Source organism: Capsulimonas corticalis, from assembly GCF_003574315.2.
In the GTDB taxonomy this organism is placed as follows: domain Bacteria; phylum Armatimonadota; class Armatimonadia; order Armatimonadales; family Capsulimonadaceae; genus Capsulimonas; species Capsulimonas corticalis.
This window is the reverse complement of record NZ_AP025739.1, coordinates 2,805,823-2,832,186: the sequence shown is the minus strand read 5'-3', so window position 1 is coordinate 2,832,186 and position 26,364 is coordinate 2,805,823. Positions and strand designations below refer to the sequence as shown.

General features: G+C 61.6%; 21 protein-coding genes. 12 read left to right on the top strand and 9 right to left on the bottom strand.

Annotated features, from left to right (window positions below):
• The 6 genes from D5261_RS12145 (at position 1) to D5261_RS12120 (ending at position 8,431) form a co-directional block, all read left to right on the top strand.
• Positions 1-2,073, top strand: coding sequence for a bifunctional aldolase/short-chain dehydrogenase (locus tag D5261_RS12145; protein WP_119321287.1), 2,073 nt, complete (start codon positions 1-3; stop codon positions 2,071-2,073).
• Between the two features lie 33 nt (positions 2,074-2,106).
• The gene (locus D5261_RS12140; protein WP_119321286.1) at positions 2,107-4,353 is read left to right on the top strand and encodes a glycoside hydrolase family 95 protein; all 2,247 of its coding nucleotides are present in this window, start codon (positions 2,107-2,109) and stop codon (positions 4,351-4,353) included.
• Between the two features lie 170 nt (positions 4,354-4,523).
• The gene (locus D5261_RS12135; protein ID WP_119321285.1) at positions 4,524-5,285 is read left to right on the top strand and encodes a DeoR/GlpR family DNA-binding transcription regulator; all 762 of its coding nucleotides are present in this window, start codon (positions 4,524-4,526) and stop codon (positions 5,283-5,285) included.
• 15 nt (positions 5,286-5,300) lie between these two features.
• A complete protein-coding gene (locus D5261_RS12130) occupies positions 5,301-6,026 on the top strand; it encodes a (Fe-S)-binding protein (protein ID WP_119321284.1) in 726 nt (241 codons plus the stop codon).
• A gap of 233 nt (positions 6,027-6,259) precedes the next feature.
• The gene (locus tag D5261_RS12125) at positions 6,260-7,726 is read left to right on the top strand and encodes a LutB/LldF family L-lactate oxidation iron-sulfur protein (protein ID WP_119321283.1); all 1,467 of its coding nucleotides are present in this window, start codon (positions 6,260-6,262) and stop codon (positions 7,724-7,726) included.
• Positions 7,727-8,431, top strand: a complete 705-nt coding sequence (locus tag D5261_RS12120) for a LutC/YkgG family protein (RefSeq protein ID WP_119321282.1) — start codon at positions 7,727-7,729, stop codon at positions 8,429-8,431. It begins immediately after the preceding gene.
• A gap of 181 nt (positions 8,432-8,612) precedes the next feature.
• Here D5261_RS12120 and D5261_RS12115 read toward each other — a convergent pair whose 3' ends face one another.
• Together D5261_RS12115 and tnpA are read right to left on the bottom strand one after the other, a co-directional pair.
• Positions 8,613-9,218 carry a GNAT family N-acetyltransferase gene (locus D5261_RS12115; RefSeq protein WP_119321281.1) on the bottom strand — a complete coding sequence of 202 codons (606 nt, stop codon included), beginning with the start codon at positions 9,216-9,218 and terminating at the stop codon, positions 8,613-8,615.
• A gap of 113 nt (positions 9,219-9,331) precedes the next feature.
• Entirely contained in the window at positions 9,332-9,769 is a 438-nt protein-coding gene (gene tnpA / locus D5261_RS12110) for an IS200/IS605 family transposase (protein WP_165864169.1), read from the bottom strand.
• Positions 9,770-10,126: 357 nt separating this feature from the next.
• Between tnpA and aroF the strand changes: the two genes are divergently transcribed.
• Entirely contained in the window at positions 10,127-11,158 is a 1,032-nt protein-coding gene (aroF, locus tag D5261_RS12105) for a 3-deoxy-7-phosphoheptulonate synthase (protein WP_119321279.1), read from the top strand.
• A 4-nt stretch (positions 11,159-11,162) separates the two neighbouring features.
• Entirely contained in the window at positions 11,163-12,041 is an 879-nt protein-coding gene (locus tag D5261_RS12100) for a prephenate dehydrogenase (RefSeq protein WP_119321278.1), read from the top strand.
• A 77-nt stretch (positions 12,042-12,118) separates the two neighbouring features.
• Here the strand turns inward: D5261_RS12100 and D5261_RS12095 are convergent, their stop codons facing one another.
• From D5261_RS12095 to D5261_RS12080, 4 genes are all read right to left on the bottom strand, one after another.
• Positions 12,119-12,853 (bottom strand): DUF1559 family PulG-like putative transporter, encoded by a 735-nt coding sequence (locus tag D5261_RS12095; RefSeq protein ID WP_125205953.1) that lies wholly within the window; start codon positions 12,851-12,853, stop codon positions 12,119-12,121.
• A gap of 160 nt (positions 12,854-13,013) precedes the next feature.
• Positions 13,014-13,907: an HDOD domain-containing protein gene (locus tag D5261_RS12090; RefSeq protein WP_119321276.1), complete on the bottom strand. Its 894-nt coding sequence runs from the start codon at positions 13,905-13,907 to the stop codon at positions 13,014-13,016.
• 47 nt (positions 13,908-13,954) lie between these two features.
• Entirely contained in the window at positions 13,955-14,851 is an 897-nt protein-coding gene (locus D5261_RS12085) for an HDOD domain-containing protein (RefSeq protein WP_165864168.1), read from the bottom strand.
• 165 nt (positions 14,852-15,016) lie between these two features.
• On the bottom strand, positions 15,017-18,355 hold the full coding sequence (locus tag D5261_RS12080; protein WP_119321274.1) for a PAS domain S-box protein: 3,339 nt from the start codon (positions 18,353-18,355) through the stop codon (positions 15,017-15,019).
• A 212-nt stretch (positions 18,356-18,567) separates the two neighbouring features.
• Here D5261_RS12080 and D5261_RS12075 point away from each other — a divergent pair, with 212 nt between their 5' ends.
• Genes D5261_RS12075 through D5261_RS12060 form a run of 4 tightly spaced genes read left to right on the top strand, consistent with a single transcriptional unit; the run spans position 18,568 to position 23,053 of the window.
• A complete protein-coding gene (locus tag D5261_RS12075; RefSeq protein WP_119321273.1) occupies positions 18,568-19,161 on the top strand; it encodes a biliverdin-producing heme oxygenase in 594 nt (197 codons plus the stop codon).
• Positions 19,154-21,436, top strand: coding sequence for an ATP-binding protein (locus tag D5261_RS12070; protein ID WP_119321272.1), 2,283 nt, complete (start codon positions 19,154-19,156; stop codon positions 21,434-21,436). Before D5261_RS12075 ends, D5261_RS12070 begins: the two co-directional genes overlap by 8 nt.
• A gap of 53 nt (positions 21,437-21,489) precedes the next feature.
• A complete protein-coding gene (locus tag D5261_RS12065; RefSeq protein WP_301002480.1) occupies positions 21,490-22,632 on the top strand; it encodes a hybrid sensor histidine kinase/response regulator in 1,143 nt (380 codons plus the stop codon).
• Positions 22,622-23,053 (top strand): response regulator, encoded by a 432-nt coding sequence (locus D5261_RS12060; RefSeq protein WP_119321270.1) that lies wholly within the window; start codon positions 22,622-22,624, stop codon positions 23,051-23,053. The genes D5261_RS12065 and D5261_RS12060 overlap by 11 nt, the downstream gene beginning before the upstream one ends.
• Before the next feature lie 20 nt (positions 23,054-23,073).
• Here the strand turns inward: D5261_RS12060 and D5261_RS12055 are convergent, their stop codons facing one another.
• From D5261_RS12055 to D5261_RS12045, 3 genes are all read right to left on the bottom strand, one after another.
• Complete coding sequence (locus D5261_RS12055) at positions 23,074-24,867, bottom strand: right-handed parallel beta-helix repeat-containing protein (protein ID WP_119321269.1); 1,794 nt, start codon at positions 24,865-24,867, stop codon at positions 23,074-23,076.
• 149 nt (positions 24,868-25,016) lie between these two features.
• Positions 25,017-25,397, bottom strand: coding sequence for an RNHCP domain-containing protein (locus D5261_RS12050; protein ID WP_165864167.1), 381 nt, complete (start codon positions 25,395-25,397; stop codon positions 25,017-25,019).
• A gap of 255 nt (positions 25,398-25,652) precedes the next feature.
• Positions 25,653-26,312, bottom strand: a complete 660-nt coding sequence (locus D5261_RS12045) for a trimeric intracellular cation channel family protein (RefSeq protein WP_218025575.1) — start codon at positions 26,310-26,312, stop codon at positions 25,653-25,655.
• Between the last annotated feature and the right edge of the window lie 52 nt (positions 26,313-26,364).

Sequence of the window (26,364 nt, the reverse complement as noted above, 5' to 3'; positions counted from 1 at the left end):
ATGCCGATCAATCGGTGGGATAACGCCGTGGCGCAGCCGCTGCAAGGCGTCGAAGAACTCAGATATCGTTCGAATCTCTTGGGACAGGACCGCACCGTCTGTAACTGGGGCGGCGGCAATACGTCCTTCAAGACCACGGGGACGGACTTCCGGGGCCGCCCCATCAATATCATGTGGGTCAAGGGCAGCGGCTCGGACCTGGCCGACGCCACCGCGAAGAACTTCACCGCGCTGGACCTCGACGACGTTCTGCCGCTCTTCGAGCGCGAGGAGATGGTCGACGAGGAGATGGTCGCGTATCTGACGCAGTGCATGATCGATCCGAAGCACCCGCGCATGTCGATCGAAACCCTGCTGCACGCCTTCCTCCCCTATCCCCATGTGGATCACGCGCACCCCGACGCCATCATCAGCATCTGCTGCGCCGACAATGGCAAGGAAGTCGCCAAGGAGATCTGGGGCGACAAGTTCGTCTGGGTCGATTACATCCGCCCGGGCTTCACGCTTTCCAAGCAGATCGCGCAGGGCGTGAAAGACAACCCGAACGCCGAACTGGTCCTGATGGCGAAGCATGGCCTCGTCACCTGGGGCGCAACCTCGGAAGAGTCCTATAACAAAACCATCGCGACGATCCAGCAGGCCGAAGATTATATCGCCACCCGTGTCGCGGCTCTGGGCGACAAGCTGTTCGGCGGCGCCAAGCACCAGGCGCTGGACTCCGAAGCGCGCCGCGAGATCGCCGCGCAAGTCTTCCCGACGATCCGTGGATTGGTCGGCAAAGACGCCCGTATGATCCTGAACTACGATGACAATGAGAAGGTCCTCCAGTTCGTCAACAGCTACGACGCCGGCAAGCTCGGCGAGATCGGCGCCGCCTGCCCGGATCACCTCGTCCACACCAAGCGTACGCCCTTGCTCGTCGATTGGAGCCCGGCTACGGGCGATGTCGAAGCATTAAAAGCCGCCCTCGCGTCCGGAATCGCCGCCTACAACGAAGATTACAAAGCGTACTTTGAATCCAACAAGATCGAAGGCGACGTGATGTCCGCTCCGCCGCCGCGCGTCATTCTCATCCCCGGCATCGGCCTGGTCAGCACCGGCAAGACGAAGGCGGTCTCGGAAGTCAGCACCGCCCTTTATAATCGGGCCATCGCCGTTATGACCGGCAGCACGGCGCTTGGGAACTTCATCTCGCTTTCGCCCGCCGAGTCCTTTGCCGTCGAGTACTGGCCGCTGGAGCTCTACAAGATGAGCCTGGCGCCGCCGGAAGTCGAGTTCTCCCGCCAGATCGCGTTCATCACGGGCGGCGGCGGCGGGATCGGCAGCGCCACCGCGCGCAAGCTGGTGAAGGAGGGCGCGCATGTCGTGCTGGCCGATATCAACCTGGAAACGGCGCAGAACGCCGCCGATGAGCTGAACAAGAAGGCCGGAGCCGGCCGCGCGGTCGCCGTCAAACTGGACGTCACCGATGAAGAGCAGGTATTAAAGGCTTACGCGGACGCCATTCTCGCCTATGGCGGCGTGGACGTCATCGTCAACAACGCGGGCCTGGCGACCTCCAGCCCGTTCGATCAGACGACGCTCAAAGAGTGGAACCTGAACAACAATGTCTTGAGCACCGGCTACTTCCTGGTGGCGCGGGAAGCGTTCAAGATCATGAAGGCGCAGGGGACGGGCGGCTCCATGGTGTTCGTCGGCTCCAAGAACAGCGTCTACGCCGGCAAGAACGCGGCCGCTTACAGCACCGCCAAGGCCGCCGAGCTGCACCTGGCCCGCTGCATCGCCGCCGAGGGCGGCGAATACGGCATCCGGGTGAACACGGTCCTTCCCGACGCCGTCCTTTCGGGATCGGCGATCTGGAACTCCGGATGGCGCAACGAGCGCGCCGCCGCCTACGGCATCAACCCGGATCAACTGGAGGAGTACTACCGCAAGCGCACCACGCTGCTGGTGAACATCCTGCCCGAAGACATCGCGAACTCCATCGCCTTCCTGGCCGGATCGCAGTCGGCAAAGACGACCGGGTGCTTCGTCACGGTGGACGGCGGCGTTCCCGCCGCGTTCGCCCGGTAATTCCGAACGCGATCACAGAGAGGTTCAACACTGATGATGACCCGTTTCGTTCTCACCGCCGTCCTTGGCGCAGCCTGCGCCGTACTGCTGACATCCGGATGCGAGGCCGCGCGAAAAAAAGACGCCGCAAAGCCGCTTACGCTCTGGTATCCGCAGCCGGCCAAGGACTGGATGACCGAGGCCCTGCCGATCGGCAACGGGCGCCTCGGCGGCATGCTGTTCGGCGGATTGGACAGCGAGCACGTCCAGTTCAACGAGGACAGCCTCTGGACCGGCGACGAGCACGAAACGGGAGCTTATCAGGCGTTCGGCGATCTCTTTATCGATCTCGGACACACCAGCGCGACGAACTATCGCCGCGAACTCGACATCACGCACGCCGTTCACCGGGTCAGCTACGACCTGAACGGCGTGCACTACACCCGCGAAGCTTTTTCAAGCCATCCGGCCGAAGTGCTCGTGCTGCGCCTCACGGCGGACAAGCCCGGACAGTACACCGGCTTGATCCGGCTGACCGACATGCATAGCGGCAAGATCACGGCGGCCGATGGACGTCTCATCGACGTCGGCGCGCTCGACAACCATCTCAAGTACGAGGCCCAGGTTCTCGTCCAGCATGCAGGCGGCTCGGTGCGCGAGGACGCGGCTGGGATCCATGTGGACCACGCCGACAGCATCACGCTGATTTTGGGCGCGGGGACGGACTTTTTACAAAACGCCGCCAAAGGCTGGCGCGGCGAGGATCCCCATGCGCGCGTCGCCAGTCAAGTCGATTCGGCGGCCAAGAAGAGCTACGATTCGCTGATGAAGGCGCACGTCGCCGATTACCAGAAGCTTTACGACCGAATGACGATCGATCTCGGCGCTTCCGATCCAAACGTCGCCGCTCAGGATACGGCGGCTCGCCTCGCCGGCTACTCCAAGGGGCGCGACCCGGAATTGGAATCGCTGTTCTTCCAATATGGCCGCTATTTGATGATCTCGTCGTCGCGCCCCGGCGCGCTGCCGACCAACCTTCAGGGCATCTGGAACAACAGCAACACCCCGCCGTGGCGCTCGGACTACCATGCGGACATAAACGTCCAGATGAACTACTGGTTCACGGATCTGGCCAATCTGTCCGAAAGCTTCGATCCGTTTTTCCAATGGGTGGACAGTACGCGCGGCGTCCGCACCCAGCAGACGCAAGAAGAGTATCATGTGCGCGGCTGGACCACGCGCGCCGAGAACGGCATATTTGGCGGCTCGACCTGGTCCTGGATTCCCGCCGCCAACGCCTGGCTTTGCCAGAATCTCTGGGATCATTACGCTTACACGCAAGACAAGGCGTATCTTCAGAAGCTTTATCCGATCCTGAAGGAAGTCTGCAACTATTGGGAAGACCGCCTGAAGGCGCAGCCCGACGGGACGCTTGTCATCCCCAATGGCTGGTCGCCGGAGCACGGCCCTAATGAAGACGGCGTTTCGTTCGACCAAGAATTGGTGTGGGATGTGTTTAATAATTACATCGCCGCCAGCAAAGACTTAAATATCGACGCCGACTATCGCGCCAAGGTCCAGACCATGCGCGACAAGCTGCTCGTCCCCAAAATCGGCAAATGGGGCCAGCTTCAGGAGTGGATGGTGGACCGCGACGATCCGACGGATAAGCACCGCCACGTCTCGCACCTCGTCGGCCTGTATCCCGGCAATCAGTTCTCGCCGCGCACCACGCCGGCGCTCGCCGAAGCCGCCAAAGTCTCGCTCAACGGGCGCGGCGACGAAAGCACCGGGTGGGCGATGGCCTGGCGCATCAATCTCTGGGCGCGTCTGCTCGACGGCGATCACGCTTACACGCTGCTGCACAACCAATTGACGCTCGCCGGCTCCAAGGGCATGGACTACATGGAAGGCGGCGGCACGTATCAGAATATGTTCGACGCCCACCCGCCGTTCCAGATCGACGGCAACTTCGGCGGCCCCGCCGGCATCGCCGAAATGCTGCTGCAAAGCCAAACCGGCGTCGTCGATCTCCTCCCCGCCCTCCCCTCGGCCTGGCCGACGGGCAGCGTCACCGGCCTGAAAGCGCGCGGCGGCTATATCGTCGACCTCACCTGGGCCGGCGGCAAACTGCAAAGCGCATCGCTCCAGAGTTCGGTCTCCCGCGCCACACAGATTCGCACGGCGAAGCCGGTCACGATTACCAGCGGCGGACAAGAGATTGAGACCAAGCCGCTCGGCGGCGGCGTGGTAGAGTTCGCCGCGAAGGCGGGGAAGACGTATTTGGTTCGAGGGAAATAGAAGAGTGGCCCTCACTCGGCCCTTCGCCAACTCTCTTTATTCGGGGAGAGGGTTAGGAGTTGGATCAAAGATCCAAATAAAATTCCCTCTGACTCCCCCTCTCCCAGAATTGGGAGAGGGGACCGGGGAGTGAGGGCCCTCTCCACACGATCAGGTATCATACAACCACTATGCTAGTCGCCGAACGCCACCGCGAGATTGTCGCGCTGGTCGATAAAGAAAAAAGTGTCCGCGTCGCCGGGCTCGCACGGCTGTTCCAGGTTACCGAAGAGACGATTCGCCGGGATTTGGAGAAGCTGGAGGGCGAAGGGGTTTTGCTGCGCAGTCATGGCGGCGCCGTGTCCATTCGCAGTGGGGGGCGTGAGGCGTCGTATTCCGAGCGGGAGGTCAGCTTTGCGTCGGAGAAATCGGCGATTGCGCGGGAGGCCGTGCGCTTGATCGAAGAGGGCGACACGATTATCGTGGACGCCAGCACGACGGCCTGGCAGATGACCAAGCTGCTGCCGGATATTCCGCTGACCGTACTTACGAACGCCATGCAAGTTTGTATCGAGCTGGCGAGCCGCCCTCGCATTCGCGTCATCTGCACCGGCGGATCGCTGAGCGCGCCGTCGCTGTCGTTCACGGGAGCGCGCGCCGAGCAGGCGCTTGCCGAGTACCATGTCAATCGCCTCTTCTTTTCCTGTACGGGTGTGGACTTGGAGCATGGCCTGAGCGATGTCAATGAGGCGCAGGCGACGCTCAAGCAAAAGATGATGGCGATCGCGGACCGTTCTTATTTGCTGGTGGATAAGAGCAAATTCGGCGTCCGGGCGCTGAAACGATTTGGAAGCCTCGGCGATGTGGACGAGGTGATTACGAATACGGGTGTCGAGCCGGCGACGGTGCAGGAGATGACCGCGCTGGGCGTCACCGTTACGGCGGCGAAATAGCAAAGAAGCAGTATTATGCGCGTCACACTCTTTATTACCTGTCTGGTGGATCAGTTTTTCCCGAACGTCGGCGTCAGCATGGTCCGCCTGCTGCGCCGGTATGGCTGCGAGGTTTCATTCCCTCAATCGCAAACCTGCTGCGGCCAGCCCGCCTTCAACAGCGGCTACGTCCGCGAGGCGCGCGAAGTCGCCCTCAACCAGTTGAACGCCTTTGAAGGCGCCGAGTATGTTGTCTCGCCCTCGGGTTCGTGCAGCGGCATGGTCCACCATTACTATCACGAACTCTTCGCCGACGATCCCAGACTTGCGGCCCGCGCCGATGCGCTTGCCGCGAAGACTTACGAGTTCTCCCAGTTCTTAGTGAACGTCCTCGGCGTCACCGACGTCGGCGCCGTCTGCCCGCACACCGTCACCTACCACCCCGCCTGTCACGGCTCACGAATCCTCGGGATTAAAAATGAGCCGATGGCGCTGCTGCAGCACGTCGAAGGAATCACCCTGCTTCCTCTCCCCAAAGCTGAGGACTGCTGCGGCTTCGGCGGCGCTTTCTCCGTCAAGCTCGGCGACATCTCCGGCGCGATGGTCAACGAAAAGGTCGATCACATTACGGAAACCGACGCGGACTTTTTGGTGAGCGGGGATATGGGGTGCCTGATGAACATGGGCGGCCAGATGAAGAAGCGGGGATTGAAGACGGAGCCGCTGCATCTGGCGGAGTTTTTGTATCGGTTTAGTAGTTAGGCGAGCAAAGCCAAGTACGCGATAAATTTCGAGCCAATACCCCGCAATGAATTACGGGGCTGGGGGTGGCTTTGCCACCGACCGTCCGTGCCGGACGGAAGAGATCAATCGTTGCCCTTTCCAATTCTTCCGTCCGGCACGGACGGTCGGCGCGCAGCGCCCCCAGCCCCGTATTTCAATACGGGGAAACAAGAAACGCCCTAGCCAGGTAATTCATCGCAAGGAACCACACCATGGCGCAGCAAAAATCCACACTCAAAGAACGCGCGAATGTCGCCTTTCAGGACGACTTCCTGCGCAAAGCCGTGCGCTTCACCGCCGACCGCCTGCGCGGACGCAAAGCCGACAGCACCGGCGCACTCGGCGACTGGGAAGAATGGCGCGAGCGCGGACGCGCGATCCGTTCGCATGTCATTGAAAACTTAGATTATTATCTCGATCAGTTTATCCAGAACGCCGAAAAGCGCGGGATTCACGTCCACTTCGCCAAGAACACCGAAGACGCGATTGCGATTTCTTTGAAAATCGCCAAGGACAAGAACACCAAGCTGATCGCCAAGTCCAAGAGCATGGTGTCGGAAGAGGTCCACCTCAATCACTACTTTGAGGAGCAGGGGATTGAGTGTCTGGAGACGGACCTGGGCGAATGGATCGTCCAGCTTGCGCATGAGACGCCGTCGCATATCATCATCCCGGCCATTCATAAGAACCGCTATCAAGTGCAGGAACTGTTCGAGAAGGAGAGCGGCGAGACGCTTTCTTCGGATACCAAAGTCCTGGCGGGGTATGCGCGCCGCAAGCTGCGGCAGCGATTCGCGGAGGCCGAAATCGGGATGACGGGGTGCAACTTCGCGCTCGCCGAAAGCGGCTCCGTCGTGCTCTTCAGCAACGAGGGCAATGCGCGCATGGTGACGACGCTCCCCAAGACCCACATCGTGATGATGGGCATGGAGCGAATCATCCCGTCCTGGGAAGATTTGGAAGTGATGGCGAACCTGCTGCCGCGCAGCGCCACGGGCCAGAAGATCACCGTTTATATGACCGCGCTTTCGGGACCACGGCGCGCGGGCGAAGTCGACGGCCCGGAAGACGTCCATATTATTATTCTGGACAACGGCCGTTCGGCCATCCTGGGCGACGATGAATTCCAGGAAGTGCTAAACTGCATCCGCTGCGGCGCCTGCCTCAATGTCTGCCCCGTCTACCGCCAGGTCGGCGGCCACACCTACGGCGGCACGTACAGCGGCCCCATCGGCGCCGTCATCACGCCGCTCTTGATGGAAGACAAAAAGCAGTGGGGCGAACTGGCCTACGCCTCCAGCCTTTGCGGCGCGTGTCATGAAGCCTGTCCGGTCAAGATCCCCCTCCACGACATGCTCGTCCACCTGCGCCGCCGTTATGTCGAAGCGGGCTTCACGCCTCTGAGCGAGCGCATGGCGTACAAGGGCTACGCCGCCGGGTTTAAGAGCGTCGGCGCATACAAGCTCGCGGGTAAGTCCGCGCGCTGGGTGCAGTTGACGGTGATGGGCGACGAAAAAGAAGAGTCCGCCCTGGCGAAGAACACGCCGATGCACGGCTGGACCAAATATCGCACGCTCCCCGAACCCAATAAGAAAGCCTTCCGGGACCGCTGGGCCGACCTCGCCGCCGAGCCGCCCCAGGCGCCGCGCGGTCCGAAGCCGAAGAAAGAAACCGAATAAATGGAGCGAGACCAGCTTTTCCAGCGCATCGCCGACCGCCTCGGCCGGCCAATGGCCACCACTGCGCCTGCCCGCGCCGTACGCGGCGTCTCTGAGACCTACGCCAACGCCCCCTACGGCCACGACGCCGGCGCCGTCGATCGCGTGACGCGTTTCGCCGCCGAGCTCGACGCCCTTGGCGGCCACGCCACCATCGTCGAAACGCCCGCCGGCGCATCCCAGGCGCTCAAAGACCTGCTCGACACGCTCGCTCCAAATACCATCATCACCTGGGAGCGCAAAGACTTCGCTGACTTCAATATCGAATGGCTCTGGGACGACCGCCACGCCCGCTCCTGGGTCGCCGAAAACCCAAAAGCCGAAGAAGCATCCCTGCGCGACGCCGCCGAGCGCGCCGACATCGGCCTCACCCTCGCCGACGCCGCCATCGCCAACACCGGCACGCTCATGCTCTGGACCACCCCCCAGCACGCCCGCAGCGTCAGCCTTCTGCCCACCGCGCACATCGCCATCGTCCGCGAATCCCAGCTCGTCGACCGCATGGGGCAAGCCCTCGCCAAAGTCACCGCCCTCGCGCACGGCGACGTGCCGTCCTCGGTGCACTTTATCACGGGGCCGAGCCGGTCGTCGGATATCGAGAATGACCTGAGTATCGGGGTACACGGACCGGCGGCGCTGTACGCGATTTTGTGCCGGGGGTGTTGATTCCACCCCTAACGGACCACCCATTGAAATAGGTGGCTAGGGGTGGCTTCGCCACCGACCGTCCGTGCCGGACGGAGGAATAAGAAACGTATACAAACCCACTCCTCCGTCCGGCACGGACGGTCGGCGCGCAGCGCCCCCAGCCCCGTATTTCAATGCGGGGTCCGAGTCCCCCCGTAATTCATTGCGGAGGCGCACCTAACGGCCCCATCATCCCCTCCAGCCGCGCCTTCACCACCGGCCACTCCTCCGCGATCACGCTAAAATAGACAGAATCCCGCACGTACCCATCCGGCAAAATGCGATGCCGGCGCAGCACGCCCTCGCGCACGCCGCCGATTCGTTCGATCGCCTTTTGCGAACGCTCGTTGCGCGAATCCGTCTTGAGCTGCACGCGGTTCACACCTAGTGTTTCAAACGCATGCTTGAACAGAAGATACTTGCACTCCGTGTTGACGGAGGTCCGGTGGACTTCGGGCGACAGCCACGTCCACCCAATTTCCAGGCTCTTGTGGGAAATCGAGATATCCAGATAGCGCGTGCCGCCTACGATCTTTGCAAGCTGCTGATCCCAGATCGTAAACGGCAATTCTTCGCCGCGCGCTTGCGCCGCGAGCGCGGTTTCGATCCATTGGACCATGGCGTCTTCGTTATTGACAGCGCTGGGCATATAGTCCCAAATCCCCTGGCCTTGGGCGGCTTCGAGGAGGCCGGCGGCGTGGCTGGGATCGAGCGGGAGAAGCTGGACGCGAGGGGCGGTGAGGGTGATGGGTTGGATGCTGGTCATCTGTTAGGCTCTGCGTTACCCCGCAATGAATTCGGGGGCTGGACTCGGACCCCGCATTGAAATACGGGGCTGGGGGTGGCTTCGCCACCGACCGTCCGTCCCGGACGGAAGATTTAGGATGCGTTGTCATCCGGTTCATATTCGCCTAATTCTACGGCGGGCCATATTTTGCCAAATCCATGATGCTCTTTTTGATTTTCGATATAGTTAACGACGGCTTTGAGATGAGTACGACCGAAGCTAAACGCCGCGTAACCTTCTCTCCAAGCAAAGTATTCGTCTGGGCGTAATTCATTCTTGATGAATTGCGATGAAATGCCCTTAACTTGATGCATTACCTTTGCAATCGTAACGGTCGTGGGCAACGAAACCGCCAAATGGACATGATCCGGCATGCCGCCAATCGACAGCACTTTACAATTTAAACGAACGCATTCATTCGCAATACAACGATGGACGCGATTTTCAATATCGGGCATAAGAAACGGATGCCTCTGATCCGTCGTCCAAACATAATGCACGAACACCTCGATATTATTACGCTTATCCATGATGATGATCCCTCGGCATTGGCAATGTGAACACACCACAATTGATAATCGGCAGGCATCCCGCATTGAAATACGGGGCTAAGGGCGCTTCACGCCAACCGTCCGCGCTGGACGGAAGAGTAGGCTTGTATACGTTTCTTATTCCTCCGTCCGGCACGGACGGTCGGTGGCGAAGCCACCCCCAGCCCCGTATTTCAATGCGGGGCCCGAGTCCAGCCCCCGAATTCATTGCGACGAACGCCTTACTCACGAATGACATCTCACCCATTATACCGCCCGCCCGCTTCCCGCCACCTTGACTCCCCTCCCCAAAATCAGGTACACTTTCCGCTAATATCTTGTGCAGGGCGGAATTCCATGATCATCATACTCTCGTCACAGGCGACGAAAGAAAATCTTTCCCACGTTACTCAAATGCTCGAGGATCGCGGCTACGCCGTGCATCTTTCTGAGGGTGTTGAGCGGACGATTGTCGGCGCCGTGGGCGTCCCGGCGGACGCGACACAGAAGGCGGCGGTCATGGAGCAATTTGAAGCCCTGGCCTATGTCGAGAAGGTCGTTCCCGTCTCCAAACCTTACAAAGTCGTCAACAAGGCGTTCCATCCGGAGCCCACGGTCATTGACGTTCGCGGGATCAAGATCGGCGATCCGAGCTCGGTCGTGATGATGGCGGGACCGTGCACCGTCGAGACCGAAGAGCAGCTCATGGAAGCCGCGCGCGCCGTGAAGGCCGCCGGGGCGACCATTCTGCGCGGCGGCGCGTTCAAGCCGAGCACCAGCCCCTACTCCTTCCATGGACATGGCGAGGCGGCGCTCAAGATGCTGGCGGCGGCGCGCGAAGAGCTGAACATGCCGATCATCACGGAAGTCATGGACGTCCGCGACGTGGAGATGGTCTGCCAGTACGCCGATATCCTCCAGATCGGCACGCGCAACATGGCGAACTTCAGCCTGCTGAACGAGATCGGCAAGACCCAGACCCCGGCCCTACTGAAGCGCGGCATGGCGGCGACGATCGAAGAGTGGCTCCAGGCCGCCGAGTACATCGCCAACCAGGGCAACAAGAATATCATGCTCTGCGAGCGCGGCATTCGCACCTTTGAGACCTACACGCGCAACACCTTCGATATCAACGCGATCCCCGCATTGAAAGAACTCTCCCACCTGCCCGTCATTGCCGACCCGTCCCACGCGACCGGCAAGGCGAGCCTGGTGAGCGCGGTCTCGCGCGCGGCCGTCGCCGCCGGCGCGGACGGCCTGATCATCGAAGTGCACCCGAACCCGGAGAAGGCGCTGAAGGACGGCGCGCAGTCGCTGCTGCCGGAAGCCTTCGTGAAGCTGATGCAGGATCTTGCCCCGATCTGCACCGCCGTGGGGCGCACACTCTAAGCCTATGAGCGGAGAAGGAAGCTTTCCCACCCGTTTCGGAACTGTCGCAATCGTGGGAGTCGGCCTGATGGGCGGCTCCCTCGGTCTGGCCTTGCGCCAGCGCCGCCTCGCGCACCGCGTGATCGGCGTCGGCCGTGACGCCGGTCGTCTCGCGACGGCCGTCTCTCTCGGCGCGATCGACACCTTCCAGACCGATATCGCCGCCGGCGTCGCCGACGCCGATGTGGTCGTTCTCTGCTCGACCATCGGCCATATCCTCGAAATCCTTCCCGGCGTTCTGAAAGCCGTCAAACCCGGCGCCATCGTTACCGATGTCGGCAGCACCAAGACGACCATTGTCGAAGCCGCCGGAGATTTTCCGCGTTTCGTCGGCAGCCATCCGATGGCCGGCTCCGAACGCGGCGGCGTCGAAGCCGCCACCGCCCTGCTCTACCAGGAAGCCACCTGGGCGATCACTCCCACCGACACCACCGATCCCGTTGCCCTGCGCGGCGTCACCGCACTGGCGCAGGAAGTCGGCGCCACGACTCTGCTGCTCGACCCCAAAGCGCACGACGCCATGGTCGCCGTCACAAGCCACCTGCCCCACGTCCTCGCCACTTCCCTCATGCGCAGCGCCGCCACCGCCGCACGGCGCCTGCCACAGACCCCGCGCCTCTCCGCCGGCAGCTTCGCCGATATGACCCGCGTCTCCGCCTCCCCCGCCCCCATCTGGCGCGACATCTGCCTGACAAACAAAAACGCCGTCCTGGCGGCGATTGCTGAGTTCCGGGGAGAATTGAACGCACTGGAACAGGCGATCGCGGACGGCGATGCAGAAAAGATTGAAGATTTGTTTGCGGGCGGCGCCGAGACGAAAGAAGCCTGGGGCGCAGGGCGGTAACACAGCGACAAAGCACAGCCCCCTGAGGACTTCCTCGAAGTCTCCAGGGGGCTTTTGTACGTACGGGTATCAGGGTGTTAAGGAACCCAGGCAGTGCATCCACTCATCGACTGGCCTTCAGGGACAATGTTGGGAGTGATGGGCAATGCTTGATCCATTTGGGCTGGTGTTGGAGCGGCTCCACTGGTCGGGATAGGAAGAACTGGACTAATTTTCACATGGCCATCAAAGTACAGAAAGTTCGCGCGCCCCATATGGCGAGAAATGCCATGATCTGAGTTTACCAATCGCCATCCTTCGCACCACAAGGAATAATCCGCGTTTAATCCATTCCCTGTCGCCGTATTTGTTGGCGCCTTGTTGGCATCGGTTCCACTGCTGCTCCCATCCGCCGCCAATATTGTTACTGATGGAGCGGGAATAGCCGCCAGCGACTGAAGCGACGAGTAGTTATTAGCGACATAACTATTAGCGTTTGGCTGAGTGTCGTCTGGACAACGATACACACCAGTGCTCTTGATGTAGGGATAAATTGCATAAGGCCAATATTGCAATGCGCCGGCATTGATATTATTACTCGCGCCGTTAACCGCAGGATACAGTTCGTCGTTGTCCTGCACGTACTGCGTAAATCCCAAACCGATCTGGCGCAGGTTGCTGGAGCAGCTGATCTGGCGGGCTTTTTCGCGGGCTTTGGCGAAGACGGGGAAAAGAATGGCGGCAAGAATCGCAATGATGGCGATTACAACGAGAAGTTCAATCAACGTGAAACCTGAAACGGTGTGACGGACGTGAGTTTTGTTGACTTTCATGAAGGAATCCTTGGGCGTTTTAAGAGAGATTGTCCGCATCGGGCTGTCCGGTGCAGGATCTATTTATTGTACCAAGGGAACATGAAGATCACATGAAGAATAAAGAAGACTTGCGCGATTTTGTGATTTTCCGGTAAATCGACCGGGCAAGCGGCGGCCGTTAACCGGCCGCCATCTTGAGGAATTCCTGGCAGTCCTGGAATTTGCGCTTTGTTTCGCCGTCGATCGCTTCCCAGGCTTGCGGTCCAAAGCCAAGCCACTTCTCCACTTCGGGCGCCATCGTCGGGATCATGCGGTCGCCGCCGTTACCCAGGGCGAGGCGGCGCGCGACGATGTCGGCGGCGTGAATGACGGCGGCGATCTGCACGTGCTCTCCGGCGGAGGTCGGCTGGTGATGCAGCGCGATCATGGCCGTCAGTGTCGGCGGCAGGTTCCACTTCTCGGCGATTCGCTTGCTGACGAGCGCATGGCCTACGCCGAGCGCCTTCTTTTCGGACTCCCAGATCGAGATGTTCGCGGCCAAGGCGAGTTTCAGGACAATCGCGTACTGATCCGGGAAGAACTGGTCCAGGAACAGCTTGCCGATATCGTGCATCAGACCGCCGACAAACAGCTCTTCCTGCGCTTTGGACGAAAGCTTTTTCTGACGGCCGATCACTCCCGCCGCCACGCCGACCGCAATGGAGTGCGCCCAGAACATCTCGCGGTCCAGCGCCGTGGAGCCGCGCCGGGCGCGGAAGGCGTTGAACGCGCCGATGGAAGTCGTCAGGTCGCGGACCGTGTTGAACCCAAGAATGACGACGGCGTCGGTCACCGTGGAGACCTTGCGCGGGAAGCCGTAGTAGGAGGAGTTCACCAGCCGCAGGATCTTGGATGTGATTGCCTGATCTGCCGAGATCAGCCGGTTCAAGTCCTGCGCGGAAGTTCGCGGATCGTTGATGGTCTGCATCACGCGCACAATCACGGCCGGGAGCGGCGGCAGGTCCTGGAGCTCATTGGCGATGACCGCCAGCAGGGCTTCCTGCTTAAGTTTCGTTTCTATTGTTGTCGCCATATCGCATGTTCCAACTTTTGGTTTCGAATTGATTTCGCGGGATAGCGTCAGGCCCCCGTAGCCATCTTCATAAACTCTTTCGCATCTTCAAACTTCTGCATCGTTTCCGCCTCGATGCTCTCCCAGGTCGCCGGCGGCAGCGCGAGCCACTGCTGGACTTCCGGAGCGAGCGTCGGCACCAAGTCGTCGCCGGCAAATCCCAGCTTCAGCTTGTGCGCGATCCTGTCGGCGGCGTGAACGATCGCCGTGATTTCAAAGTGATCCTTGGCGAACGCCGGCTGATGGTGCAGGGTCACCATGGACGTCAGCGAAGGCGGCAGGTTCCACTTCTCCGCGATGCGCTTGCCGACGAGAGCGTGCCCCACCCCCAGCGCCGTCTTTTCGGAATCCCAGATGGAGATCTTCGCCGCGCGGGCCAGCTTAATGGAGATCGCATACTGGTCGGGGAAATACTGGTCCAGGAAAAGCTTGCCGATATCGTGCAGCAGGCCGCCGACAAACACTTCCTCGGCGAGCTTTGTGGGGATCGCCTTGCGCTTGGCGATCACGCTCGCCGCGACCGCGGTCCCGATCGAATGCGCCCAGAAGGCGTTTCGGTCCAGGGCGGTCGGCGTTCCATCGCCATCAAAACTGTTGAACACGCCCAGCGACGTCACCAGATTGCGCACGGTGTTGAAGCCAAGGATGACCACCGCATGCGTAATCGTGGTGATCCGGCGAGGGAACCCATAGTAGGACGAGTTGACGAGACGCAGAACTTTGCTCGCGATCGCCTGGTCGCTGGAAATCAAGCGGTTCAGGTCGGACGCCGACGTCGTCGGGTCGTTGATCGTCTGCATCACGCGCACAACCACGGCGGGCAGCGGAGGCAAGTCCTGCAGCTCGTCCTCAATGATGCGCAGCAGGCGCTCTTGTTTCAATTTAGTTTCGATTGTAGTAGCCAAGAACAGATCCTCGCACATCGACATGTGCTCACAAAACGGTGTTTCGGATAGATCCATTATCGGCGGGAATACGGGGAAACTGGAGAGGACGAGGCGGGAGCGCCGGAAGTAACAAGAAAGGCGCCAGGGGGTCCTGGCGCCTTTCTTCTTTGGAGCGTAACAATCCTAATTATCCGCCGGCGGCTCTTCCGCCAGACGGGCTTCGCCCTCGTCGGAGACCATCGGCGCGGGCGGATGCGCCGCCAGGAACGCCTGGACGCAGGCGGGATCCCACTGCGTTCCGGCGCCGTCCGCAAGAATCGCGAGCGCTTTTTCCTCGGGCATGCCTTTGCGATACGGCCGGTTGGTGGTCATGGCGCTGAAGGCGTCGGCGACCGCCATCACGCGGGCGATGAGCGGTATCTCCAGGCCGCGCAGCGCCGCCGGATAGCCTCGCCCATCCCAGCGTTCATGGTGATGGCGCACGGCGTCCAGCGTATCCGACAGGCCCGGCACGGCGCCGACGATCACGGCGCCGATCGTCGGATGCTGCTTGACCGCTTCAAACTCCTCGTCGGTCAGCTTCCCGGGCTTGCGCAGGATATCGTCGGGGACACCGATCTTGCCGACATCGTGCAGCAGCGCGGCGATCTCGATCCTCTGCTTCGCGGCGTCGTCCATCCCCATTTCCTCGGCGATCTCCAGACAGTAGACCAGCACATCCTCGGAATGGCGCCTTGTGTAGCGGTCTTTGTTGTCCACGGCGCTCACGAGCGCGTTCAGCATCGGGAAGCCTTCCACCGTGCGGTTCAGCGCGGCGCGCACCGTGTCCGAAGCGCCGCCGCCGCCGCCGGATTTCGCGCGCCCCAGCCGCTCGGCGGCGCAGGCCAGCACGTCGGTCCGGCTGCCGCCGTCGTCGGGGAAGACCGCGGCGCCGATCGAAACCGTCAGCGGAATCAAATTGTCCGAGCCCGGCGGACGGAAGCCGGTGCGGGAAAGCCCGTCGTTCAGGCGCTCTTCCAGGATCACCATCTCATCGGCGTCCATCCCGGGCAGGATCATAATAAACTCATCGCCGCCGTACCGTCCCAGGATATCGTAGCCACGGCAGCACGCCACCAGGGTCTGGGCGACGCGGCGCAGGACATCGTCGCCGACGGCGTGGCCGTACGCATCATTGAAAAACGAGAAGTTGTCCAGGTCGAGGATCGCGACGCCCAGAGGCGAGCCGTCGCGCTGGGCGCGGTCCGCTTCCTCGTTCCAGCGCTTGTGGAAGGCGCGATGATTGAGCAAGCCCGTCAGCGGATCGTGATCGGCGCGCTCGATCGCTTCACGAAGCATGCTTTCGCGCTCCACCTCCAGCACTTTGCGCTGCGTGATGTCCTCAACGGTTCCTTCATAGTAAAGGATCTCGCCTTCGTCGCCGCGAACCACGCGCGCGTTTTCCGAGATCCAAACCACTTCGCCGTCCGCGCGCAGCACCTGGGACTCGAAATTTGAAACGGATCCGTCGTCCGAAATTCGCGCCACGAACTCCTGGCGGCGCCCCGGAGAAACATAAAGCTTATCCGCGATGTCCGTAAGGCCCGCGACCAGATCGGCGGGTGTGGAGTAGCCGTAGATGCGCGCGAGCGCCGGATTGGCGCTGATGTACTTTCCTTCGGGCGTGGTTTGGAAGATGCCCTCGCTGGCGTTCTCAAAAATCCCTCGGAACTTCTCCTCCGTCGCGCGCAGCGTCCTCTCGATCTCCATGCGCTCCGCGATTTCCGCCTGAAGGCTGGCGTTCGCCTCCTCCACGGCGGCCGTGCGCTCCTCGACCCGCGCTTCCAGATACTCATGCGCGCTTTCCAGCTCGATCTGGGCCAGGCGCCGGTCGGTGACATCGCGGGAATGAACGATCATGCCTTCCATGGTCGGATGTCCGGTGAGCGTATTGCCCGTCATCTCCAGATAGCGCCAGGAGCCATTCTTGTGGCGGATCCGATAGGTGACGGGTTCGGCGAACCCGCCCTTCCACATGGCGTCGTGAAACGCCATGTTGACCAGTTCGAGATCCTCCGGATGGATGACGCGCGCGCTGGCGCTGCCCACGAACTCCGAAGGCTCATACCCGAGGACGCGCGTCAGCGACGGGCTTTCATAAAGGACGGTGCCGTCGAACGCGATGACCGTGATAATATCCGAGCCGAACTCCGCGAGCAGCCGGTAACGCTCCTCACTCTCGGAGATCGCCTCCTCCATGCGCTTGCGGTCGGTAATGTCGCGCAGGCTCACGACCGAATAGTTCCGGCCTTGATAGGTGTACGCCGACGCGTAAAGCTCCACATCGATCATGCTGCCGTCGGCGCGTACGCAGCGCACTTCATAGGACGCCAGGACATCATGTCCCTGCGCGCGCAGCATCCCGCGCGTCGCCACCATCTCCCGGTCCTCGGGAGCGACCAGCGTCCACATGGGAACCTTGGCCAGCTCCTCCTCGGAGAGGAAACCGAACAAGTTCAAAAGCGAGGAGTTGGCGTAGACAAATTCGCCGTTGCTGGAGACCAAAATGGCGTCCAGCGCGCTGTCGAAAACGGCGCGGAACTGCCGCTCGCTCGCCTGGAGCGCCTCCAGCGTCGCGACACGTTCCGTGATATCGCGAAGATAGGCCGTGAACTCGGTTTTGCCGGCGTTGTCGAACGCCACCAGCGCGAGCTCGACGGAAAGCTCGGCGCCGTCTTTTCGCTGGGCGACAACCTCCACGCGGCTCCCCAGCAGCGATCCAGTCCCCGTTTCCAAACAGCGCGACAAACCCTGCCGATGCGCGTCGCGGAACCGCTCGGGGACAATCAATGCCGCCAGCTCCCGGCCCATCGCCTCTTCAGCGGTGTAGCCGAACGTCTCCTCGGCGGCGGGATTGAACTCAAGAATGTTGCCGAAGGAGTCGATAGAGATGATGCAGTCCAGCGCCGATTTCAAAATCGCGTGCGAGCGCCCCTGCCCCGTGCGCAGCGCGGCCGCCGAGGCGTCCCGCATCGTCAGCGCTTCATCGCTCAGCCGCAGCTTGCGGCGCGTCTCCAGCAGATTCACCACCTGCCGGCTCAGCGCCGCAAGCGCCTCAATTTGTTCGGGCTCCAGCGTGCGAACGACCGTATCGACGGCGCAGATGGTCCCGAGGGCGTACCCCGACGGAGTGATGAGCGGCGCGCCGGCGTAAAAACGAATATGCGAATCGCCGGTGACAAATGGATTATCGGCAAACCGTAAGTCCTGCGTAGTGTCCGAAACCACCAGCACGTCATCTTGAAGGATCGCATGCGCGCAGAAGGCCATGCTGAGCGGCGTCTCCGAAATCTCCAGCCCGACCTTCGCCTTGAACCACTGGCGCCCCTCATCCACGAACGTGATCAGCGCAATCGGGACTCCGCAGATGTGCGAGGCGAGCTTCGCCAAATCGCTATAGATCGCCTCTTCTTCGCTGTCGAGAATCTCGTACGCATGAAGCTCTTCCAAACGCGCCGTTTCCCAGGCCTGATCCTTGATCATCGCAATATCCACGACTATCACTCACCCATTTCTTAGGTCTCGTCCGGCGGCGACGCACGAACGGATACATTCCCCTGCATTCTTAGTTATCGGCAAACAGGCTTCATATCTTCCTGGCAATCGCGACGATATTTTACAAACGCGCGACTCACGGCGCCAATTTGTGGTACATAATTTCTATTGGCGCTCATGCGCCCCGCTGGGAACGCCATATGTCCATCGAACTTCTGCGCCGCGAAACTCGACAAGACCACCAGCGCCTGGAAGACAGGCTCGATATCCACGCGCGATGCGCCACGGCGCGCTCTTATCGCCGGCTTCTGGAGCGCTTCCATGGCTTTTATGCGCCTTATGAAGCGGCCTTGAAACGGAGCGCCTCACTGCTCCCCGACTCGCTGCACTGGGAATCGCGCGTCCGCCTTCCTCGCCTGATCGACGACTTGGCCGCGATGGGCGTCCCGGCGCGCCAATGCGAGCGGCTCGCGCGCTGCCCCGGCGCTCCGCGCCCCGAAACTCGCGCCGAGATCCTGGGCTGCCTCTATGTCACGGAAGGATCGACGCTCGGCGGACAGATCATCCGCCGCCGAATTCACGAAATGTATGGGAGCGAAGCGCCGCCGACGGCGTTCTTCGAGGGATACGGCGCGCGGACGGGCTCCCATTGGCGCGCGCTGTGCGCGGCGATCGACGGGGCGCTTCTCTCTCCCACCGAACAGGAAGCCATGACGCGGGTGGCGCAAGGCGTCTTCCGCACGCTCGAAACGTGGCTCTGTGACGAATCCCCACACGAGGAATTTGATGCCTGAAGCTTCCACGACCGGAGCGGCGATCGACCTGACAAACTGCGATCGCGAACCGATTCATATCCCGGGCCGCGTCCAGCCGCACGGCGCGCTGCTCGCCTTCGCCGTCCCGCAGCTTCGACTGACCCACATCAGCGACAACACCGAGGCGCTGTTTGGAATTCCCGCCGCATCACTGCTCGGCGCGGACGGATCGGCGCTGCTGGGCGCGCGCGGGATCCTGCACCTGCGCACCTGTTTGGGCGGCCTCGACCCGAGCCGTATGAACCCGGTCAAGCTCACGCTGAACACGCCGAACGGCGCGTCCAGTTTTGACGGCATCGTACACCGAACGGATCAGGCGCTCATTATGGAGCTGGAGCCGTCGGTGGGCGGACGCGGAGTGGAGTTTCTGGGCTTCTATCACGCCGTCCGGGACTCGCTTACCCGCCTCCAAAAAACATCCGGAGTGGACGCTCTTTGCCAGTTCGCCGCCGAGGAGGTCCGCCGCATCACGGGCTTTGATCGGGTGATGGGGTACCGGTTCGATGAGGAGTGGAACGGCACGGTAATCGCCGAATCGAAGCGCGCGGACATGGCGCCGTTCTTCGGGCTGCGTTACCCCGCGTCGGACATCCCCAGTCAGGCGCGCGCGCTCTACACGCGCAACTGGCTGCGGATCGCCTCGGATGTTTCTTACACGCCGGCGGACCTGCTGGCGGCCCCGGACAGCGGCGAGCCATTGGACCTGAGCCATTCGGTGCTGCGCAGCGTCTCGCCCATTCATATCCAGTATCTCAAGAATATGGGCGTCGGCGCGTCGATGTCCGTCTCCATCATGCGCGGCGACAAGCTCTGGGGGCTGATCGCGTGTCACCATGAGACCGCGCGCTTTGTGTCGTATGAGACACGCGCCGCCTGCGAGTTTCTGGGACAGATCCTCTCCATCCAGATCGCGGCCAGTGAGGATGTTGAAGAGCAGCGCTATGTCGCGCGCCTGCGCGATATCCGTCTGCGCCTTCAAGACGGCCTGCGCGACTGGAACGCGAGCGATCGCTTCCCGCAGTCGCTGGAAAGCGATCTGCTCGGCCTCTTCGACGCGACGGGCGCGGCGGTCTGCATCGGCGGAGAGATCGCGCGCATCGGTCAGGCGCCGGCGCCTGCCGATCTCCCGGCCATCGTGGAGTGGCTGAAGACGCGCCCGGAGGAGGAGAGTTACGCCACGGATTCTCTGGCGGCCTCCATCCCCGCGCTGGAGATCGCTCCCGAGACCGCGAGCGGGATGCTCGCCCTCTTTATCGACCGTGACCGAGGCGACTGCTTTGTATGGTTCCGCCCCGAGGTGATCCGGACGGTCGACTGGGCCGGCGATCCGCATAAGCCCGTCGATCCCGAGGGCGACTCGATGGTTCTGCATCCGCGCAAGTCGTTTGAGCTGTGGAAACAGTCGGTGCGGGGACGATCGCTGGCCTGGCGCGCCGCCGACCTGACCGCGGCGGCCGAGCTGCGAGCCGCGCTGCTCAGCGCCGCCCTGCGCCGCGCCTTCGGCGATGTCAGCCGCCTCAACCGCGAATTGCAGTCCAGCAACGCGGAGCTGGACGCCTTTGCGTACATCGTCTCGCACGATCTGAAGGAGCCGCTGCGCGGCGTCCGCAACTACGCGAGCATTCTGGCCGAGGACCAGGCGGAAGCGCTGGTGGGCGAAGGACGCGAACAGCTCGCGACGCTCTCCGGCCTCACGATCCGCATGGAGACATTGATCGATTCGCTTCTGGAGTATTCTCGCGTCGGCCGCGTCGATCTGGAGTTCGAGCCGGTGGATCTGAATAAAGTCGTGGAAGATACGGCGCGGATCCTTCACGCGCAGATGGAGCAGCGCGGCGTGGAGCTGCGTATTCCACGCCCGCTGCCCACCCTTCTCGCCGACCACGTGCGCATCGCCCACGTCTACCAGAACTTGATCGGCAATGCGCTGAAGTACCGGGATGAGGACGGCGGATGGATTGAGCTGGGGTATGCGGATGACGGCTCCATACGCCCGCCCGGCGAGGAGGACGGCGAGGCCGCGCCTCTCGTCCTCTGGGTCCGGGACAACGGCATTGGGATTCCGGAGCGGCGCTGGGGCGATGTGTTCCAGATCTTCCGGCGACTGCATGGACGCGATAAGTACGGCGGCGGCAGCGGCGCGGGCCTGACGATCGTCAAACGCATCGTCGAGCGCCACGACGGCGCGATCTGGATCGACAGCGCCCCCGGCGCTGGAACGACGTTTTACTTCACGCTGGCTCAGCCGCGTTAGAACGGAGAAGCCCGGCGCAACATCCGCGCCGAGCGCGCACTATGACATCCCGCATGCCGCGCGAAATCCTGATCATCGACGACACTCCCGAAGACCGCGCGGTTTTCCGGCGCTGCCTTCAGGCGGAGACGGATTACGCCAATACGTTCGTGGAAGCCGAGACGGGCGAAGAGGGCCTTCAGCGCTATTTCGATCATCGGCCGGACTGCGTTCTGCTGGACTATCAAATGCCGGATATGAACGGCGTGGAGGTGCTGGAGGCGCTGCGCGAGGCGTCGCCGTTCGGCGTCTTCCCAATCGTCCTGCTCACCGGCGTCGCCAGCCAGAGCGTCGCCCTGCAAGCAATGAAGCTCGGCGCGCAGGACTATCTGATCAAGGGGCAAGCCGGCCCCGAGGAAGTCGCGCGCGCCGTGCGCAACGCCATGGACCGCACCAGCATGCTGACAATCCTCGACGAGCAGCGGCGCAATCTGGAGGCGAAGAACGCGGAGCTTGAACGGCGCAACGCGGAGCTCGACCAGTTCGCCTATGTCGCCTCCCACGATTTGAAAGCGCCGCTGCGCGGGATCGCCACCATCGCCAATTGGATCCATGAAGACCTGGGCGCGCAGCTCACGCCGGAGATCGCGGGTCAGCTCAAACGTCTCAGCGGCCGCGTCAGCCGCATGGAGGGCCTGATCGACGGCCTGCTGCAATACGCCCGCGTGGGGCGGGTCCTCGTCCCGCCGGAGCGCGTGGATGTTGGCGCGCTCATTCAGGAAACGATCGACCTGCTCGCCGCGCCGAAGACCTTTCATTTTGTGATTGGCCCCGGCATGCCGGCAATCGTCGCCGAGCGCCTGCGGTTACAGCAAGTATTTTTGAATTTGATCGGCAATGGGGTAAAACATCATCATCGCCAGGATGGACAGATCACGATCGCCTCGGAAGACCTGGGGAGCTTTTACCAGTTCTCCGTCGCGGACGACGGCCCGGGGATCGAACCGCAGTATCATCAGAAGATCTTCACGATCTTCCAGACGCTGCTGGCGCGCGATAAGATGGAAAACACCGGCATCGGGCTGTCGCTGGTGAAAAAGATTGTCGAGGAGCAAGGCGGCCAGGTCATAGTCGAGTCCCCGCCGAGCGGCGGGACGACGTTTCGGTTCACCTGGCCAAAGTCATCACGGAAAGATACGCACGCGAATGTCGAATAAGATTCTGAACATCCTGCTTGTGGAGGATGACGAAGTGGACGTCATGAACGTCCAGCGCTCGTTCAAGCGCAACAACGTCGTCAACCCCCTTTATATCGCCGGCAACGGCCTGGAGGCGCTCGACATGCTGCGCGGCGTCAACGGCGCCCCGCCGGCGATTCCCGAGGACCGCCGCCTGATCCTTCTGGACCTCAACATGCCGAAGATGAACGGTATCGAGTTTCTGCGCGAATTGCGCGGCGACGCCAAGCTGCAAAAGATCCCCGTCGTCGTTCTGACCACCTCCGACGAAGACCGCGACAAAGTCGCCGCCTACGAGCTGAATGTCGCCGGCTATATCCTCAAGCCCGTCACGCTGACCAGCTTCATCGAGACCATGGCCGCCCTGAACCACTACTGGATGCTCAGCGAACTGCCATAGGGGCTCATCAGGCCCCGTCCCTACTTCACCGTCGGCTCGGAGCCGTCGGTGTTGCGGTTTCCGGCGATTATGACGTTTTGCGAAGATCGCACACGGTACTGCGCGGCGTCCTGGGAGAAGCCCGGATGCGTGTTTGTCTTCGTCACGACATTGCCCTGGATCGTCAGGCCGTCGATGGATTTCGCGTGGACGATCGGCGTGTCGAACGTCTTGATGGTGTTGTTCTCAAAGACGACGTTTTTGTGAAAGAAGCCGGCGCTCAAGTTCTCGTCTTTGATCGACGGGTCGATATTGAGCGCGTAGGAGACGCCCTCGGTCCCGAAGTCCTCGAAGACGTTATGGCGGATCACCACATCGTTCACGGGGCCGGATTCGAACCAGTAATCGGATTCCCCGCCGATGATGATCCCATCCATGGTTGGACTGAAGTAGCAGTTTTCGACAACGACCTTGCCGGTTGTCTGGATCAAGATCGCGCGGGCTCGGTTTTGACGCACCGTGCAGTTTTTGATCGTCGCGCTGTCCACACTCCAGGTTAAGTTCTCCACAGCCGCCTTCGCCGGCAGATTGCCTTTGATTTTCTTGTCAAATTCGATCAGCGTGTACTTTGAATTGACCGGAGTAATATGGACGACTCTGGCGCTCATCACCGGCATCATCGTCTGACTGTCGATAAAGCCGATCCGGTCTCCCGGCTCCGCGAATGTGAATCCGTTTTGCTCGATGTGCTTGAGACGAACGCCAATGACACGATCGCCAAGGTAATCCACCACCTCTTCATAAATGCCGTGGATATTCGCGGCGTCGTCCAGCATGTTCTCAAACACGCCGTTCTCAATCTCCAGCTTCCCTTTGCAGTTGACGAAGTGCGTCGCGTCGGCCGTCAGCGTCACCAGCCGCTTTGAACCCGGCGGCAGCGTCACATTGTATCGGTTGAGCGTGATATTTTTGGTGCGCTCGGCGATCAGCCCCATCCCCAGCGCGTGCCGCAGCGTCACGTCCTCGATAGTCACATCGGCGCAGCGCAGTACGCGGATCCCAGGAACATCCCGCCCGGTGTAATCGATCCAGACGGCTCCCACGGGAAGCGCCCGGTTTCCGGCGCCGGACACGCGCAGCACGCCCGGCGACAGCTCCTCAACTTGGGCGTCCCGGTCCACGGCGTAGCGGCCGATATCGTACAAAGGGCGCTTCGTTTGGGAGTCGAAGAAGTAGCTGTACTGGAGCGCCTGATCCCATTCGTACCCGTGATATGTGAGCGTGTGATTGCGAATGGAGTACTTGACCTCATCGAGCACTTTGACATCGAACGTATGGCGCTCCGGATCGCTCGCGATCACCGTCGCCTCAAAGTGCAGCGGGTCCGCCCAGTCGATCTGAAAGTTCGTCAGCGAGACGTTGGTCGAATCCTCGATGAGAAAGGGGATCATCTTGCCATGGAATAAGAACAGCGATCCGTTTCCCTCGATCTGGATATTCTTCAGGCCGATGATCGGGAACGCCGTGCGGCGCAGGCCGCTATTGTTGTTGGAGATAAAGGCGAACTTCTCGAACGCCTTGTCCGGATAAAAGTCATACGTGCGCTGTGGGAAAACAATCTTATAAGACTTGCCGCGATCGGCGTTCATCAGGATCTTATTCACATAGGGCGTGGCGTCCCCGCCCGCCGGGATATTCAAGGCGCCGATGTCGATCACGATCGGCGCGGCGTCCGCCGGCGCCGCGACAAGCGCGGACGGCAGGCCGACACAGAGAGCGACGAAAAAAGCCTTCATGGAGATATCGAAGAATGGCGCGTGAAAGAGGGCGTTCATGCGAGAAATACCTTTGTTCAATTAATCGGACATTTACAGGAAGTTCGCTTTGCGAGATAAACAATCCTTCTCGAATGGCGGCGAATGCCGCAACGGCGGCAAAAAAAACGCCTCTCGGCGCATATGCCGAGAGGCGTTTTTTTTGACAATCATTCCTGCCCGGCCAGCCGCTCCAATGGAAACGGCGGCTGGCTGAGGGGCCGCACGGCGAGCGAGATCAGAACAAGCTCGCTGTCGTCGCCGGCAATGCGGTTGGAGTGCATGGCGCCGCAGCGGACGCAGCGATGGATGATCGCCCACTCCCCGCCCTTGCGCACCCACACGGCGACGGGCTCCATCGCGCCGCCGCAGTCCGCCGCGCGGTCACCGGGAGCGTCGTCGACATGCTTGCTCCATAAGCATCGGGAACAATGGTTACGGTGCTCCGTACCGCAGGCGTCGGGAACGACCGGCTGGCCGCAATGGACACACTGGAACCACTGCGGGGTCACGGAGCGACGCTTCGCTCCGCGTTCGGGTCTTGGCTTCAAGGGATTCTCCTGTCGAACGTCTTGACCAGGCGCGGCGCGCCCGGCCGATCATTGGAGACGCGACGCCTTCCGAAGGCGTCTGAACAACTCGGAGACTGGTGGATCTATACATAAAACACCCCTATCGCAGATTGCGGCGCGGCCCCGAGGCCGCGACCGACAATCCGTTATCGCCGTTCCGAGGGAGGATGATAAAGATCCGATCTTTGTTTCTTCTGGCGGGCCTTTGGGTTTGACACGAAGCCTCCCGGCGCATTACGGCCCGCTTACCGTGGGCAGGTTCCAGTGCCGCCAGACACTGACCACGCGCAGGAGAAAGCAAACGGCGAAGCCGACGCCCATCATTACGTTGCGGGGCAGGCCGCGCTGGATTCCGGCGACCATCACGCCGGCGCCCGCGAGCGCGGCGACGGCGTAGACGTCCACGCGCAGGATGGCCGGGACATGGGTGAGAAGGACATCCCGGATCGTGCCGCCGCCCGATCCGGAGATCGCGCCGAGCAGGACCGACATGAACGGGTCGATCTTATGATCCAGCGCCTTCGCCGCGCCCGAAACGGCCACCAGCGCCAATCCCGCCGCATCAAAACCGATCATCATCGGATAAGGGATCTCCCCCACGTAACGATGCAGAAAAAACACAACGGCGCCGCCCGCGAAGGCGGCGAGAGCGTAGCGGCGGTCGCGGATCGACGCCGGCGGGACCGCGCCGATCAGCAGATCGCGAATGATGCCGCCGCCCGCCGCCGAGGCGAATGAGACGACCATCACGCCAAAGACATCCAGGTGGCTCCGGATGCCCGCCATCGCGCCGCCGACGGCGAAGACGAACGTGCCGGCAAGGTCCACGGCGAGCAGCAGCCTGTCCGCAATATGCTTCTGTAACTTAATCTTCGGCGCAATCCGTGCTCGCAACGCTTCAGCCTCCGCTCGCCCTCATAGATGCTGTCTGCATTATGACCGAAAA